A 16045-nucleotide genomic window follows, 5' to 3' on the forward strand; every position below is an offset into this window, starting at 1 on the left:
GTGCCACGTAGGACCTTGGTCCAATGTTGCCCCGCCTCCGGTGTTGTAAACACTGTCATCGGTGAGCGACGATGGCGAACGGAGCTCTAGCGGGTCCTCTCCGGGCTGACGGGCAGCCGGTCCACGAGTCGCACCAGCGCCGCAACCGACTCCACGCCGAGCTTCTCCATGAGCCGACCCCGGTGGATCTTGATCGTCTTTTCGGCAGTCCCGAGCTGTGCCGCGATTTGCTTGTTGAGCAGGCCCTGCGCCACGAGCGAGCCCACCTGGCGCTCGCGCGGGGTGAGCGACGCGAAGCGTGCCTGTATGGCCGCAGTCTCCGCCCGGACCGCGCGCGCCTCGGCGTCACGAGAGAGCGCCCGCTCGACCGCCGCGAGCAGGTCCGTGTCGTCGCAGGGCTTGGACAGAAAATCGACCGCACCCGCCTTCATCGCTCGCACCGAGCTCGGCACGTCGCCGTGCCCCGTCAGGAAAATCAGCGGGATCGAGAGGCCTCGCCGCGACAGCTCCTCTTGCAAATCGAGGCCGCCGAGCTCGGGCATGCGCAGGTCGACGACCCCACACCCCGGCCGCTCCATGCGTGCACCTTCCAGAAAAGCGCGGGGAGAGGCGTACGCCTCGACTGCGTACTCCGCAGCGCGCAGCAGTCGCTCGAGGCTCCGGAGCACGGAAGGGTCGTCGTCCACCACGAAAACCGTACGTTCGGGCTGCACCATGGTCCCTCCGGGCGGATGAAAATGAGCCACCGCCGCGGAAATTCCTCGCCCATACGGAGAAGCATGTCAACGCTCGCGCCGCCGCTCGTCCTGCTCGTCGACGACGAGCCCCAAAGCCTCAAGCTGCTCTCGGACGCGCTCCTCGGCCAGCCTTTCGCCATCGCAGTGGCCACCGACGGAGAAATGGCCCTGAGCCAGATCCGCCGAGAGCCGCCGGACCTCGTTCTGCTCGACGTGGTGATGCCCGGCATGGACGGATTCGAGGTCTGTCGCCGACTACAGGCGAATCCAGCGACTCGCGACATCCCCATCATTTTCATGACTTCCCTCACCGATGCCGCGAGCCTCGGAATCGAGCTCGGCGCGGTCGATTACGTGACCAAACCGTTCGTGCGCGCGGAATTGACGGCTCGCGTGCGCGCGCAGCTCGCTCTCCGCGCAAAAGCGCGGATGCTCGCGGAGAAGAACGCCGAACTCGAGCGGACCGCCGCGGAGCTCGCGTGCGCCCGGGACTCGCTCGAGGCCGAGGTGAGGCGTCGGACCGACGAGCTGATGGCGAGCAACCAGCGCCTCGCCCACCTCGATCGCGTGGCAGCAATGGCTGAGCTCGCCACTTCGATCGCGCACGAGCTGAATCAACCGCTCGCCGCGATCCTCAACAACGCGCAGGCGGCCCGACGTCTCCTTCATAAGAGCCCGCCCGACGTCGCCGAAGCGATCGCCGCGCTCGGCGACATCGCGAACGACGGGCGTCGCGCCGGGTCGATCATCCAGCGAATGCGCAGGATGCTCAAGAAGGGAGCGCCGAGCGCGGACGCCCAGGACCTCAATGCGCTCGCCGGCGAGGTGGCGCGGCTCGTGGGCAACGACGCGCTGCTGCGGGGCGCGCAGCTCCGCCTCGAGCTCGAGCCGCGCCTGCCGTGCGTGCGGGGCGACGCCGTTCAGCTGCAGCAGGTGCTCCTCAACCTCGTGGTCAACGCGCTCGACGCCGTCGCCGAGCGCCCCGCCGGCGCGCGGCTCGTGGTCGTGAAGACCCATTGCGAACGCACGGATCAAGTCGTCCTCTCCGTGGAGGACTCCGGCAAGGGCATCGCCCCTGCGGACATGGAACGGGTCTTCGAGGCGTTCTACACCACCAAGCCCGAGGGCCTCGGCGTGGGCCTCGCCATCAGCCGTTCGATCGTGGAGGCGCACGGGGGCCGTCTCTGGGCGGAAAGCAGCCCCGTCGGGGGCGCGATGCTGCAATGCACGCTCCCCGCGTGGATCGAGGACGGCAGCGCGACGACGAACCGGGCATCCAGCCGCGAGTGAAGCTCGAACCCGAGCCTGTCTGCGCGCTACATCGCGGGCAGGCGCTCCCGTAGGCCCAAAGTCCTATGGCGACGGCGCCCTAGAGGCATCAAATAGGCAGCACTCGCCGCGGCCCTCCCGGCCTGAGCCCGGAGCGCCCGCGCTGCATCGTCCATGATCGACCCTGCCATGGCCCGGTGGGACCGGAGCTCCGAATGCGAGCTCTGCTGTACATCGTCCATTCATTCGCTGCAACCGTAACACCGTCTCGCGGAAGGAATACCACGTCATGTCACAAGCCCCCAACGCCGAAGCGTTCGACCTCGTGTTCTGGGACCCGTCGGGGTACCGGTTCAATCATCCTGCCGACTGGAATCAGTGGCGTTATGTCTCCGACGGCCTCGGCGGCGAGATCGGCATCCGCTTCGGCGTCAGCTCCGGCTTCGGCACCTTCGACTGGACGAACGGCGGCGTGGCTCCGTTCGGCTCGATCAACGACGGCACCGGCGCCGCCTCGTTCGGCAAGCACGAGCAGGCGAACCTCGCGTCGACCAGCGTCAATGCCATCCGAATGCAGGCGAACCGGCAGTTCACCGGTCCGCAGAACAACTTCACCGTCGAGCTCGACTTCTCCCGCTACAAGGGCTCGAAGGTCGGCGGCCAGGACGGCGTCGCGGGGGCCAACACGTTCATCGGTGTCAGCGACATCTACGCCGGCCTGACGTACGCGAAGACCGTGCTCACCATCACCGGCACCCTCGCAGACGGCAAGGCCGCGAGCCCGGCGGGCTGGAAGCTCGTCAACGGCGGCGCTGCGCCAGCCACCGCCGGAGGCAACCAGCCGAGCGCGCAGCTGGGCCTCAGCAACGGCGTGCTGCAAGGCACCAACCAGCCGGCGCCGGGCGGCATGGCCAATTCGATCGACACCGTGATGGGCCTCGTGCGACTCGACGCGGCCGGCTACAAGACGCTCCACCTGCGCTACGACATCTTCCCGGTGGGCAACAACAGGGCGCCCCGCATCGACAATTCCGGGCTTTACGTCGCTTCCGCGTTCCCGCGCAAGCCCGCGCAGCCGGAGCCGGCCAAGCCCGTCGAGCAGCCCAAGGCCGAGGAGCCGGCCAAGCCCGCGCAGCCCGAGCCGGCCAAGCCCGTCGAGCAGCCCAAGGCCGAGGAGCCGGCCAAGCCCGCGCAGCCGGCCAAGCCCACCGTCGTCATCAAGGACGAGGCCGGGAAGCGCCCCGGCGCCACGACCAGCTACACGTTCGAGGTGAAGAACCCGGACGGCACCGTCGCGGGCAAGGGCTGCTTCACGTACAAGACCCCGGAAGGCGGCGGCGAGCCCGAGCTGACCGCGTTCTATTACCACGACGAGGTCGTCGGCACGATCGATCGGAGCCACGTCCAGACCTTCTACTTCGATCAGGACGATCCGGACAAGCGCTTCACCTTCGTCACGGGGACCCCCGCCAAGGGAATCTGCAGCCTGACCGCGGACACCAGCCTGCCGGCGCAGCTCACCGGAATCGGCGGCGACGGCCCGAAGAGCTATTTGGGCAAGACGCTGGGCTTCCCCACGCCGGCCACGGGGACCACCGTCACGGACGAGAGCACCACCACTCCGGCCGTCGATCTGGTCGTCGTCATCGACTCCAGCGTGTCCATGAAGGATGAGGCGGAGGCCCTGAGCAAGGCCGTCGCCGCGGCCATCGAGGCGGCCAAGACGAAGTGCCCCTCGGACCTGCGCGTCACGTACCTCGGCGTCGAAGGGACGTTCAAAAATACGCGCTTCGACACCACGGTCAAAAACTACCTGACCGGCACCGCGAAGGCCGACGAGAGCGCCCTCCGGGGTCGCAAGAAGGGCTCGGTCGCGGGTGGCGGGGCGCAGGAAGACGGCGCGCGCGCCATCGAGGACGTGACCCTCCACTTCGACTGGCGCGCCAATGCGAGGCGCGCGATCTTCTTCCTCGGCGACGAGGCGTTCGAGGGCGGCGGCGCCGACGTCGACAAGGACGACATCGACGCTGCCAACCGCACCATCGAGGCCGCCAAGAAAGGTGAGGTCCGCGTGCACACCTACCTCGGCACGAGCAGCGCAAAGGAGAAGCAGCGCAAGGCGCTGGAGGCCGAGTACGCCCGCGTCGCCGACGAGACCGGCGGCAAGGCGTTCACGTCGCAGCACGCGCTCGACGGCTTCCAGTCCCTCCTCGAGAAGGTGATCTGCAGCAGCAAGTCGAGCACGACCAGCACGACCGAGTTCTGCTGCTGCCAGGAGTACGTGGAGCAGGCCGAGCACGGGAAACACGCGTAGCGAGCCGCGGCACCGCGGTTCTCGATCCCATCATCGTTCAAGCTCGAACCGCGCCCGTCAGACGGGCGCGGTTCGAGCTTCTGCGAGTGGCGCGGGCAGCAGATCGTATTCGCACCCCGTCACGGCTCGCATAAGACCAAGGTCCCATGGCAAACAGCGCGACACGATTGTAGACAGTCCATGGCTGGACAACCGGAAAGAAGGACACGACTCATGACTGAACTGACGGTGAATAGCTGGGATCTGACGGGGTTGAGCGGGACGGGCCGGGACATTCAGCTCCCCCCCGAGGACTACACGCTCTGGGAGATTCCGGGGCCCCGCGCGGGCGGAATGGCGTGGGTGTTCCACGCGAGGGGCAGGTCCTCCCTGACGAGGCCCGTCATCCTCTCGGACGGCTTCCACGCGGGCGAGACCCGGCTCGAGGACATGTGGAAGGGGATGGAGCTCGGGGAGTATCCGTTCGTCTCGACCCTGCGCGAGCGCGGCTACGACGTGATCATCCTCGGCTACAAGGACTGCACCGCCTCGATCCTGGACAACGCCGAGGTCGCCCAACATTGCCTCATGCGGGCGATCGCGGAGCGACTGGGCAGTTCCCCGCTCACCTTCGGCGGCTTCAGCATGGGCGGGCTCATCACTCGGCTCGTGCTCGCCAAGATGGAGACGCAGCGGATGATGCACGAGACCTCGACCTACATCTGCTACGACAGCCCGCATCACGGCGCCTGGATGCCGGTCGCCATGCAGGCGCTGGCGCACCGGCTGATCCTCACCGCGCCGGAGATGTCCCAGATGATCAACAGCCCGGCCGCCCAGCAGCTCCTACGGTATCACATCAACGAGATGACCGACAATACGGACCCGAGCCCGCTGCGGCAGGATTTCCTCGACATCCTGAGCAGGTTCGGCGACTGGCCCCAAATGCCGCGCCTGCTCGCGGTCGCGAACGGCGCGCTCGCGGCAGACAACACGATCCAGGGCGGCGGGATCGTGGCGCTGAAGTCCACGGGCAGGTTCAACGGCACGCTCTACCAGCAGCCCACGGGCGACGGGCAGCTCGTGGCGGAGTTCCCCAACCTGACGGGGATCCCCACGAAGAAGCTCACCAGCGGCCTGCCTGCTGCCGACTCGGTGGCCGGCGGCAAGCTGCGGACTTTCGGACTCGCCGCCGAGAAGCTGCGAGAGGCCGGGGCGACCGTGGAACTGCGGAACGAGCTCACCAGCTTCGTCCCGACGGCGAGCGCCCTGGCGGTCAGAAATCGCGACGTCTGGGCCGACCTGAACGCCGACCTCTCGAATCTCACGCCGGACGATACGCCGTTCGACGACTTCAAGATCTCGAGCAAGAACACCCTGCACACCTCGATCACCGCCGAGCTCGGCGCCTGGATCGTCGAACGGCTGCCCAGGTAGCGCCTGCCCCGCTCGCAACGGCCCTCACCGCGGGGGCCGTTGCGCCCGCATAGCCTCACCGGTCCGGCTCGGCCGAGAGCTCAGCGCACGTGTTTCGCGGCGGAGCTCTTCTTCGCGGCGCTCTTCTTTTTGACCGGAGCGGCCTTCTTCTTCGCGGACGCCGACTCCATCGCCTGTCGCGCCTCGGTCTTCTCCCCTCTTCGCAGCGCGAGCGCTGCCGCGATCCACTCCGGCGCATAGCTCGACGTGCAGCCTTTCGGAATGGGCCTGTCGTCCCACCGGCCCAGACGCTCGCCGATGGCGATCGCCGCCTCGGTGTACCCCGGCACGTGGAGGCCGATCCAGACGAGGCAGTAATTGATGCCTTCCTTCACCCGGTACGGAGCCGCCGGCAGCTCTCGCTCGATGCGCGCGAGCGTCGCCTCGACGTCGAGGTCCTTGGCCAGCCCGCGGGCGATGCGGCCGGCCAGGAGCTTCCACCCGGCCCGGCGCGGCAGCTCCGCGTCACCGTCGATCCAGCGGGTCTGCAGCGCCTCGGCGACGGGCGCATGCACGAGCACGCGTCCGACCAACTCGTCCACCAGCGTGGGATGAGAGAGCGGCTCGAGCAGCGCGCGCGCCTCCTTCTCCGTGAGCGCCCCGGGATCGAGCAACATGCAGGCCAAGATCCGGGCCTCATGGTTTCCGCTGGCCCACAGCTCCAGGCCCAGCGCGTGATTCGTCCCCAGCGCTTGCGCGAGGCCGCGGATCTTCCCCAGCAGCACGCCGAACACATTGTCTCCGGCGCCGTCCCGCACGTACCGCTGCCGCACCTTGTCGTCGCCCTGGGCCTCGAGCTGCTGCATCACCTGGGAGAGCGTCACCTGCTGCGGCATGCACGCCTCCTTAGCGGAGGCCATCGCGGCGCGCAAGCGGCGAGGTCACAAGCGATGGGTCGCGTGCTCCGTCGCCGCCATGAAGCCCGCTGGGCTCGCTACCTCGGACCGCGCTGGGCATGGCGCCGTCGATGCTCACGGGTAGCAGAACCTCGCCCACGGACGACCTGCCAGATCACGCTCGAGCGGCTCGACCTCGAGTGGGGCGCGAGGTCGGCTGGACAGGCGGAGCGCTCTTCGTCGCGCGCGTCGATGCCGATGGGTCGAACCATCGCCGACGAGCGGGCGATCGCCCCGGTCCGCGAGGCCGCCACGCGATCGTCCACGCGCGCTTGCTTGAGAGCACCGACGCTCCGCTGCCAACTGGTGTGCCGACGCTGCGCCATGGCAGGCGTCGAAAAGTTGGAGCGTCGCGCACGGTCGCGGTCGCGCCTGGCCGGGGTGGTGGACTAGCACGGCGACCCCAGCCATGCTCGGCGCGGCTTGAATGGAGCCATCGACCCGTGGCCCCTCGGGACCCGAGAAAGGAAAGCGTCATGAAGGTAAAGAGCAAGGTCAAGGCCGGCCCGACCATTGGCATGGCCTGAGGCAACCTGCGCGGCGCCCCACTCGGGGCGCCGCGTGTTTCAATATCGGTACCCGGATTGTACGCCCTCCAGTCGAACCAACAGTCCGAGAGGACAGCCGCTGCAGGCATGCAAGCCTTGACTTCCGCCTGCAGTCCCTCCACCGCACAGTCTAGCTGAATTTGATGAGGGGGCACTTGAGGGCGATCACTCCCCGTTGTTCATTGGGGAGGTCGGAGCGTTCGAAGCCCTCGAAAACCACCGCCGGTGAGGCGTCGCTCGTGTTGATGCTGTAGCTGAACTTCACCCCGGTGGTGTAGAGCTTCATCGCCGCCACGTCGACCTGGTACACCGCGAATTTCGTCCGCATGACCCCGTGGTTCCGGCCTCGGAGCTCCCTGGGCTTGTCGTCGATCGTGCCGCGCTCGGCCTTGGCGAAAACAAGCGACGACGCGCTGCCCGCCGGTTGATGATTGTCGATGTTCCACTTCCCGGGTTTATTCATCCCGACCTCGGTGGCGGGAAAGATGAGCTGGCAGAGTGCCGCCTCGGTCGTACACGTCAGCGTGAAGTCCATCCCGAACTGAAGGTCGGGACCGCCCAGATTGCTGAACAGGTTATAAACGATGGTGAACGTTCCTGATGTCTGCTGTGGCATGCTGTTACCTGGCTACCTTCTGTCTTTGTTGCAGTTGCGTGGTTCGTACGGACCCGAGGGTTCGCGCGGCCCCGGGTCCTTGACGGTCTCGTTCTAGAGAGGAAGGACCTTCGGCAGCACTCGCGTCCATCGCCCCGGTCGATCGCCGCTTTCGCGCGGTCGAGGCTATTCTGCCAGTTCGACCTGTTGACGGCGGAGACGCCCCACCCCGGCGAGGTCGTTATTCGTCATGTCGAAGTGCGCGAGGAGGGCGCAGTAGTCCATCCTGTCCAGGCGATTGTCGATCGACGGCACGGTGAGCGTCGGCGACACCCCGGTGTAATCGAGCGTGGCAAACTGATAGATGATCGGCCTCTCTCCGCTCGACGGGTCGACGTCCTGGGGAAATTTCAGCGCCGCCTGGGTCATGTCCTGCGTCGTCGGCCTGGGGCCGTAAGAACGTTGCGATACACGTAGGTTTCGACTCCAACGACGTGTGCTCACCGTAGTCGGCCGCGACGTCGCCCGGTAGCCGCCTGAGCGGACAAGGACTGTTTCCCCGGGTGCAGCAATCGGCGGGCGACGGGCCGCGTGCGCAAAGGGCCGCTGGCGGCCCTGTCACGGTGTCTGCATCTCGCGCGTGCTGCCGTCCCGTCGAACGCGCCGGCACGCATGCGCGCGTCAAGCACGCGTTGCCGCGCTCGCCAGACTGAACAGGGGCAGGCGGCGATGCCGTGGGCCACGCGCGAGCTCCCGGTCGTAGTCGCGGTCTGATTCACTGTGCCCGCGCTCACGCAGTACTTTTTACCACTTTGGTACTCCGCCAGCCCGCGAGGCACATCCCTGCTTACCGGCGTGCCCCAACTGTCTCATCGCCGCCTGGCTAGCGAGGGCATCGGCTTATCGCCCGTAGATATCGGTCTCCGGGTTATACGCCCGCCAATCGAACCAATAGTCCCAAAGGACAGGAACTGACGTCATGCACACCTTCGCCTCCGCCTGCGGCCCCTCGACTGCGCAGCCGCGGAAGTCCCACAAGCTCCCCGTCTCCGCGTCGCGGAGATGTTCGCCATCGGCAGGCGCGAGCAGCAGCGCCTTGCCGTCGACGCGGCGCTCGAACGCCCGCAGCATGCGTCCCCCGCCCGACCACAGCACCACCGGCACCTCCCCGATCTCGTCGAGGATCACCGGCTCGGCCGCCAGCCGGCTCGCCTCGTACGCCCTCGCCTTGCCTCCGACTGCGACCCCTGCCACGAGCGCGCGCGGCGGCAGCGGTGAATCACTGGTGTCGACGACAGTGGGCAACTCGTCAATCCCCAGCTCCCAGTCGCGCTCGTAGCTGTCCGAATGGCCAGGTTCCCCGAGGAGCACCTGGCCCGTCAGCGACTCGGCCCGGAACCGCGCGATCGTCAGCTCGTCGTTGTGGACCCGCTCGAGCTGCGCCCCGCGCATCGGCCCTGCGACGCATTCGCCGGTGACCTGCTGCCAGAAGCTCCCAGTCTCCTCGTCGCGCATGAGGAAGTTCTGGTTGTGGATCCCCGCGAGGTGGAACGTCAGCGTCTTGCCCTGGATTGTCCGCGTCCACACCAGACCGGTGTGGCAGAGCGTTCAATATGTCACGACGATCGCCGCGTCTCCCACCACGTCGTTGAGCACATGGTGATACGCCATCACCTCTACCGGGTATCCGCGCGCCTGCTCGCCCACCCGCACAGCCATCACGATCGCCTCGTCCGGCAGACCCGACTCGCTCGCGGCCGCGAAGCGTGGGGCCGGCATGGGCGCGAACATCTTTTCGAATACGTTGATGCGCGACAATCCGCCCGCGCCGAGCGTCAGCACCAGCATCGCCACCGCAGCGATCCGCCGCCACCACCCGCCGGGCCACGCGCGCACCACTGCCGCCACGGCCATGAGACCTGCCCCGAGGAGCAGCCACGGCCCGAAGCGCAGCACCCACAGCGCGACTGCCAGCTCGGTCGGCCCCTGCGGCCGGAACGGGCGCATCACCCACAGCGGCGTGATCAGGGTCGCCAGGGCGACGAGCAGCGCGCCGAGACCCAGCAGCACGAACGGACGACGATGAGAGGGCATACCGGGCAGGTTACACCGCCGCGCACGCCCTGTCTCCCGCTCGCCGCACGTCGCCTCCTCCCCCCACACACCCAGACCGGCGTCCCGCCTCACCGCTTGCGATCCGGCGCCAGCGGGTCCTCTCCCCATTCGGGTTCGAACTCGCCGCCGAGCCCGTCGACCAGGCGATTGTAATAATTGAACAGCGCCGTGATCTGCACGATCTGGTGGATCGCCACGTCGTCGAACCCGTGCGCCCGCAGACCCTCGATCCGCGCCGCATCGATCGCCCGGCTGTCGCGCGTCAGCGCCACTGCCACGTCGATCATCGCCCGGTCCGCCGGTGACAGGGCAGCGCGATCCGGGTCGCGCTCGAGCGCGTCGGCGATGGCGTGGACATCGGGTTGTGCCTCGACCTCGGCCCGGAGGTCGTCGCTGTGCGCGCGCGTTCAATACACGCAGTGATTGGTGCGAGACACCGCCACCGCGATCATCTCGCGCTGCGCCCGCGACAGCGGCCCGGGGCCGAACATCAGCTCACGATACAGGTCGAGCGACGCCTGCAGGACGCGCGGCTGCACGCTCTGGATCCGCAGCACGTTGAAGATCTTCCCGGCGCGCGCGAGCGCGGCGCGGTAGATCCGCGCCAGGAGGCCGTCAGCGTGCTCGGGGTCGACGATCCGGATCCATGCCATGCCGGCGACTGTACCGCGATCGGCGCGCCGCGGGGAGGTCCGCGGCGCCGCCTCGCCCATCGAAAGCCGCAAAATCCTTCGTCTCCCGCGAGGCGCACGGGTCGGGCTATGCTCGGCCCGTGCGCCTCGCCTGGGCGACCGACATCCACCTCGACTTCCTCGACGACGGGCAGGTGCGGCGGTTCGCGGCCGAGCTCGCCGCGCCGCGGGCCGACGCGCTCGTGTTGAGCGGCGACCTCTCGCACGCCGAGACCCTCGAGCATCACCTGCGCCTGCTCGCCCAGGGCGTGCCGGGGCCCATCTACTTCGTCCTCGGCAACCACGACTACTACGGCAGCTCCGTCGCGGCCGTGCGCGCGGCAGTGCTCGACCTCGGGGCCCGGCGGCCGCGGCTCTCGTGGCTGCCTGCGGCCGGCGTCGTGCGCCTGACCGATCGGACAGGTCTGATCGGCTGCGACGGCTGGGCCGACGCGCGGGTCGGCAAGCCCGACAGCACGCCCGTCGTGCTCAACGACTTCTTCCACATCGAGGAGCTTGCGGGCACCCTCGACCCGGTCGCGCGCGCCGACCCGCGGCGGTTCCGCGGCACCAGCCGCAGCCGCCTGCACGCCGAGCTGCGGGCCCGCGGCGACGCCGAGGCGGCCGCCCTGCGCCCGCTCCTGCGCGACGCCCTGCGCGAGTTCGCCGAGGTCGTCGTCGTCACCCACGTGCCGCCGTTCGCCGAGGCCTGCTGGCACGAGGGCCGTCACTCGGACGACGACTGGCAGCCCTACTTCACCTGCGCGGCCGTCGGCGACGCCCTGCGCGAGGCCGCCGCGGCCCGGCCCGACCGCCGCCTCACCGTCCTCTGCGGTCACACCCACGGCGCCGGCGAGGCCCAGATCCTCGCCAACCTGACCGTGCTCACCGGCGGCGCCGAGTACCGCCGCCCGGCCCTCCAGCGGGTGCTCGACGTCGCCTGACCTGGCATGTCCCTCGGGACATGTCCCGAATCACATCCGCCAGATCAGCGCGATCACCAGCGCAGTCACCAGCGCCGCGGCCAGCGCCACGGTGCCGACCATCCGCAGCCCGCGCCGGTTCGCGGCCGCCGCGTCGCGGACCGCCGCCGTCGCGCCCTCGCCTTTCGGCCTGTCCTTCGAGGCATGGGACACCACCGCCGCGATCGCCGCCCCGAGCTCGTCCATCGACCCGTAGCGCTTGTCGGGCTGCTTGCGCAGCGCCTTGCGGAACAGCTCGTCGAGCGCGGCCGGCAGCTCGGCCTCGGGCGCCGTCTTGCGGGCCGAGGGCACCTCGGCGGTGAGGATCAGGCGATACGTATCGGCGGCCGTCGGCCCGCGGAACGGCAGCTTGCCGGTGACGAGCTGGAACAGCACCACCCCGGCGGCGTACACGTCGATGCGATGATCGATAGGTCCGCCGGTCGACTGCTCCGGCGCCATGTAGAAGCTCGTGCCGAGGATCGTGCCCTCGGCCGTCAGCGCGACCGACTCCTGGCTGATGTTGTCGACGCCGCGGGGCAGCCGCTTGGCGATGCCGAAGTCGATCAGCTTGATGAAGTCCTGGACCCCGCGGAAGCCCACGCGGAAGCAGTTGGCCGGCTTGAGGTCGCGGTGGATGATGCCGTGGCGGTGCGCCTCGGCCAGCGCGCTGCAGATCTGCATGACGATGTCGGCCGCGCGCCGCAGCGGCAGTCGGCCCTCGCGCAACAGCGTGGCCTGCAGGTCCTCGCCGTAGAGCAGCTCCATCACCAGGTAGCAGACCCCGTCGGGCGTCACCCCGAAGTCCAGCGTCTCGACGATATGGTCGTGGACGATCTGCGACGTCGCCTGCGCCTCGCGCTTGAACCGCTCGCGCGTCACCGGCTCGCGGCTCCACGGCTCGCGCAGCAGCTTGATCGCCACCCGCTTGTGGGTGTGGAGGTGCTCCGCGGCGTAGATCTCGCCCATTCCCCCCTTCCGCAGCAGCCGAACGAGGCGGTAGCGGTCGTCGATGAGCGTGCCGACGGGGAGGGAGTCCTGCACCTGCGGATCCAGGGTAACACAGAACCCCGGGCGGCTCGGGGCCATCAGCCCGCAGCGCGGCTTCGATCGGGGGCGCGAGCGCCCCCGTGTCTGTCCCGGAAAATAGACTGCTCCCGCGCGCGCGTCACGGCCGGGTCACGCGCGCCCCCGCGCGCCGTGGACTCGTGACATTCACCGTGGGGTCGTGACATTCGCGCCGAATCATCGGCCGAGACGTCGTTTGTCAGCACTCCGCGCTTTCACCAGGATGCGCGCCATGCGTCCGTACGACCCCATGCTCAAGCGTCGCACCTTCCTGCGCGGCGGCGCGGCGATGGCCGCCGCCGCGTCCCTGCCGCTGGTGTTCTCCTATCACCGTACCGCGCGCGCCGATTACGGCGCGCTCGTCCCCGATCCCGAGGGCCTGCTCGACCTGCCCGCGGGCTTCTCGTACACCATCGTCAGCCAGACCAGCGACGCGATGACCGACGGCTATCGCGTGCCCGGAGCGCCGGACGCGATGGGAGCGTTCGCCGGGCCGAACGACACCATCGTCCTGATGCGCAACCACGAGCTCAGCCCCGAGGCCTCGGACAGCCCGTACGGCCCCGGCCAGGACCCGCCGCCGGAGGCCTACGATCCGGACGCAGTCGGCGGGGTCACGCGCACCGTGCTCGACGGCGACACCCTCGAGGTCCTCGCCAGCAACCTCGTGCTGGTCGGCACGATCCGCAACTGCGCCGGCGGCCTGTCGCCGTGGGGCTGGCTGAGCTGCGAGGAGAACATGGACGACGGCCACGGCTACGTGTTCCTGTGCCGGACCGACGCCGAGACCGTCCAGATGCCGCAGCGGATCGTCGGCTACGGTCGCTGCAATCACGAGGCCGCCTGCGTCGACCCGGAAACCTTCGTCGCCTACCTCACCGAGGACCGCGCCGACAGCTGTCTTTACCGCTTCGTGCCCGCCGACAAGGCCGATCCGTTCACCGGCAAGCTGCAGGCGCTCAAGGCCCTCGATCAGGACACTTTCCTCACCACGCTCATGGACGTTTCCGAGACCGTCGAGTGCGAATGGGTCGACATCGACGAGCCCAACCCCGCCGACGACAGCCTGCGCGAGCAGGCCCAGGACCGCGGCGCCGCGCTGTTCATCCGCGGCGAGGGCATCTGGTTCTTCGAGGGCGCGGTCTACGTCTGTTCGACCAGCGGCGGCCCGGCGGCAGGCGGCCAGATCTTCAAGCTCGTCGATCGTGAACGCGGCGCCACGCTCGAGCTGCTGGCTCGCTCCGACGACAAGGACCTGCTCGACATGCCCGACAACATCTGCGTCGCGCCGTGGGGCGAGGTGTTCATGGCCGAGGACGGCGACGGCGACAACTTCGTCCGCGTCCTCGCGCCCACCGGCGAGGTCTACGACTTCGCGAGCAACGCCCAGAGCGACAGCGAGTTCGCCGGCGTCTGCTTCTCACCCGACGGCAAGACCCTGTTCGTCAACATCCAGGGCGACGGCATCACCCTCGCCATTCGCGGCCCGTTCCCCGCGGTCGAGCAGCCCGGCACCACCGGCGACGACAGCGACGGCACCGACAGCGACGGCACCACCGACAATGCCACCACCGGCGACGGCACCAGCGATGGCCCCGCGCCGACCACTTCGCACGGCAGCGCCGGCGGCACCGAGGGCGACACCGGCGATCCGACCACCGGCGACGCGCCGAGCACCGCCGGCACGAATGACAGCACCGGTGAATCGTCGACGACCGGCGACAGCGACGGCGGCGGCGCCCAGGGCGATCCGGCCGGGTGCAGCTGCGACACGACGCGCGGCGACCCGCTGTCCGACCTCGCGCTCACGGCCGTCGGCGTCGCGGTCCTGCGCGGCATCACCCGCCCCGCGGCCGTGGACGACCGCGAGCCGGGCGACGCCTGAGCGCAGCATTTCTCTCGACGATCGACCGGGCGGGCTCGGGACCTGCGCCCGAGCCCGCCCTCGCCGCTCACGGATGGCCGAGGCCGACGTAGGCGTTCCGCGAGATCCGCATGTAGTTGGTCGGCGAATGGTCGCCCCACGCGTACCGCATGGTCGGGGACATCGACAGATAGATCGCGTCCTTCGCCCGAGCGATCGCACCGACCAGGTTCGCCGTCACATGCGCCCGGATCTGGCGATCCAGCCGCAGCTCTTCGACCCATACCCCGTCGCGGTTGGACGAGACCATCTGGCGCCCGAAGTGCTCGTAACGCCCGACCGAGAGCGGCGGCATCTTCGTGACGAAGTCGTTCTCGTACATGAAGCGATAGGTCTTTTCGCCGAACAGCTTGTCGAGGGTCCTGGCGAGCGTCGGGTCGGCGAACATCGCCGGGCCGTAGGCATACAGTCCGCGCACCAGCGGGCGCATCGGCGCGAACTTCGGGTCGATATGGATACCGGCCGTCGCCATACCGGCGAGCGAGCCACCCGTGCTGTGCCCGGTGATGTAGAGCGCCTCGAGCTGCGGCTTCTTCTTGCCGATCTGCTCGACCTCGCTCTCGGGCCGCTTCCCCGACTTCTTCGGGGACAGCTCGACCAGCCGCTTGCCGAGCGGCTTGCCCGTGTACAACGCTGCCAGGAATTCGCGCAGGGTCGGCCAGAGGGCCATACCGCTGCGATAGAGGCCGCCGTGGGCCGAGCCGACCGTCGGGAACGGCGTCATCGTCGCCCGCGGATCGGTGAGCCACGGGATGATGTCGTCCTGCTCGACGCCGCGGAGGGTGAGGATCCCGAGCCGCTTGTCGGCGCTCTGGTACAGGTAGGCCTTCGCGTCGACGAGGATCGCCTCGTTGCGCACGCAGACGCTCACGACCTCGCCCTCGAGGCCCATCTGACACAGCCGATCGGTGTACGTCCCCAGGTCCGCGTAGGACCAGGCCGACGCGACCGAGAGCAGCTCCACCACCCCGTGGTCGTACTGGCCCTCGTTGACGCCGTCGATGAGGTATTCTGCCGGATCGCCTTTCTTGGTCCCCGGGCACTTCGTGAATGCATGTTCGAGCCGCATCTTTCGCCTCCGATCCGGGTATTGGCTCCGGACTCGACCGAGGTTCTTGGATCGCCCGGATCGCGGCGCAACGATAAAAAATACGTCATGTCGGCCGCGCCGCCCGCGGCTCACATTCGAGCGAGGCGGCGATTGCCAATGTGCGTCTCGGGCTGATATTCGCCATTCCCCGCGCGCCCGCGCCCCGGCCACGCGGCCGGCGACGCGCGCGGCTCAGGCGGCGCCGCGAACCACCGCGAACCGGCGAGTCAGGCGCTTATGTTTAATGTCCGATCGGACATCTATGCATATTCTTCTCGCAGCCGCGCCCGCCCCGCGGCGCTCGCCCCCGCGCGACGAATGGCATCACTCGATCGCGCGGCGCGGAACCGTGCGCGTCGTCGCCCCCGCCGCGGCGGCCCGCGCTCCGTAGCTGCCTGTCC

Annotated in this window: 14 protein-coding genes; 5 read left to right on the forward strand and 9 right to left on the reverse strand. The window is 68.8% G+C overall.

The window, feature by feature from the left end:
- Positions 1 to 86: 86 nt before the first annotated feature.
- Entirely contained in the window at positions 87 to 716 is a 630-nt protein-coding gene (locus tag OV090_RS06330; RefSeq protein WP_267702587.1) for a response regulator, read from the reverse strand.
- Between the two features lie 63 nt (positions 717 to 779).
- Here OV090_RS06330 and OV090_RS06335 point away from each other — a divergent pair, with 63 nt between their 5' ends.
- The 3 genes from OV090_RS06335 to OV090_RS06345 all read left to right on the forward strand — a co-directional run bounded on the left by OV090_RS06335 (position 780) and on the right by OV090_RS06345 (position 5736).
- A complete protein-coding gene (locus tag OV090_RS06335; RefSeq protein ID WP_267702589.1) occupies positions 780 to 2027 on the forward strand; it encodes a response regulator in 1248 nt (415 codons plus the stop codon).
- A gap of 268 nt (positions 2028 to 2295) precedes the next feature.
- A complete protein-coding gene (locus OV090_RS06340) occupies positions 2296 to 4320 on the forward strand; it encodes a VWA domain-containing protein (protein WP_267702591.1) in 2025 nt (674 codons plus the stop codon).
- A 213-nt stretch (positions 4321 to 4533) separates the two neighbouring features.
- Positions 4534 to 5736, forward strand: coding sequence for a hypothetical protein (locus OV090_RS06345; RefSeq protein ID WP_267702592.1), 1203 nt, complete (start codon positions 4534 to 4536; stop codon positions 5734 to 5736).
- A gap of 80 nt (positions 5737 to 5816) precedes the next feature.
- Here OV090_RS06345 and OV090_RS06350 read toward each other — a convergent pair whose 3' ends face one another.
- From OV090_RS06350 to OV090_RS06375, 6 genes are all read right to left on the reverse strand, one after another.
- A complete protein-coding gene (locus OV090_RS06350; RefSeq protein WP_267702593.1) occupies positions 5817 to 6647 on the reverse strand; it encodes a DNA alkylation repair protein in 831 nt (276 codons plus the stop codon).
- Between the two features lie 702 nt (positions 6648 to 7349).
- Entirely contained in the window at positions 7350 to 7835 is a 486-nt protein-coding gene (locus OV090_RS06355; protein ID WP_267702594.1) for a hypothetical protein, read from the reverse strand.
- A 165-nt stretch (positions 7836 to 8000) separates the two neighbouring features.
- A complete protein-coding gene (locus OV090_RS06360; protein WP_267702595.1) occupies positions 8001 to 8243 on the reverse strand; it encodes a hypothetical protein in 243 nt (80 codons plus the stop codon).
- 471 nt (positions 8244 to 8714) lie between these two features.
- Entirely contained in the window at positions 8715 to 10037 is a 1323-nt protein-coding gene (locus OV090_RS06365; RefSeq protein WP_346660354.1) for a DUF3179 domain-containing (seleno)protein, read from the reverse strand.
- On the reverse strand, positions 9998 to 10216 hold the full coding sequence (locus tag OV090_RS06370) for a hypothetical protein (protein WP_267702596.1): 219 nt from the start codon (positions 10214 to 10216) through the stop codon (positions 9998 to 10000). The genes OV090_RS06365 and OV090_RS06370 overlap by 40 nt, the downstream gene beginning before the upstream one ends.
- 120 nt (positions 10217 to 10336) lie before the next feature.
- Positions 10337 to 10582 (reverse strand): carboxymuconolactone decarboxylase family protein, encoded by a 246-nt coding sequence (locus OV090_RS06375; RefSeq protein WP_267702597.1) that lies wholly within the window; start codon positions 10580 to 10582, stop codon positions 10337 to 10339.
- A 119-nt stretch (positions 10583 to 10701) separates the two neighbouring features.
- Between OV090_RS06375 and OV090_RS06380 the strand changes: the two genes are divergently transcribed.
- Positions 10702 to 11544, forward strand: coding sequence for a metallophosphoesterase (locus OV090_RS06380; RefSeq protein ID WP_267702598.1), 843 nt, complete (start codon positions 10702 to 10704; stop codon positions 11542 to 11544).
- 30 nt (positions 11545 to 11574) lie between these two features.
- Here the strand turns inward: OV090_RS06380 and OV090_RS06385 are convergent, their stop codons facing one another.
- Positions 11575 to 12606 carry a serine/threonine-protein kinase gene (locus tag OV090_RS06385; protein ID WP_267702599.1) on the reverse strand — a complete coding sequence of 344 codons (1032 nt, stop codon included), beginning with the start codon at positions 12604 to 12606 and terminating at the stop codon, positions 11575 to 11577.
- Positions 12607 to 12862: 256 nt separating this feature from the next.
- On the opposite strand from OV090_RS06385, the gene OV090_RS06390 reads away from it, so the two are divergent.
- Positions 12863 to 14515, forward strand: a complete 1653-nt coding sequence (locus tag OV090_RS06390) for an alkaline phosphatase PhoX (protein ID WP_267702600.1) — start codon at positions 12863 to 12865, stop codon at positions 14513 to 14515.
- Between the two features lie 67 nt (positions 14516 to 14582).
- On the opposite strand, the gene OV090_RS06395 is transcribed toward OV090_RS06390, so the two are convergent.
- Positions 14583 to 15623 carry a hypothetical protein gene (locus tag OV090_RS06395; protein WP_267702601.1) on the reverse strand — a complete coding sequence of 347 codons (1041 nt, stop codon included), beginning with the start codon at positions 15621 to 15623 and terminating at the stop codon, positions 14583 to 14585.
- Positions 15624 to 16045: the final 422 nt, after the last annotated feature.

The sequence above is a fragment of the Nannocystis sp. RBIL2 genome, assembly GCF_026626745.1.
Taxonomy (GTDB): domain Bacteria; phylum Myxococcota_A; class Polyangia; order Nannocystales; family Nannocystaceae; genus Nannocystis.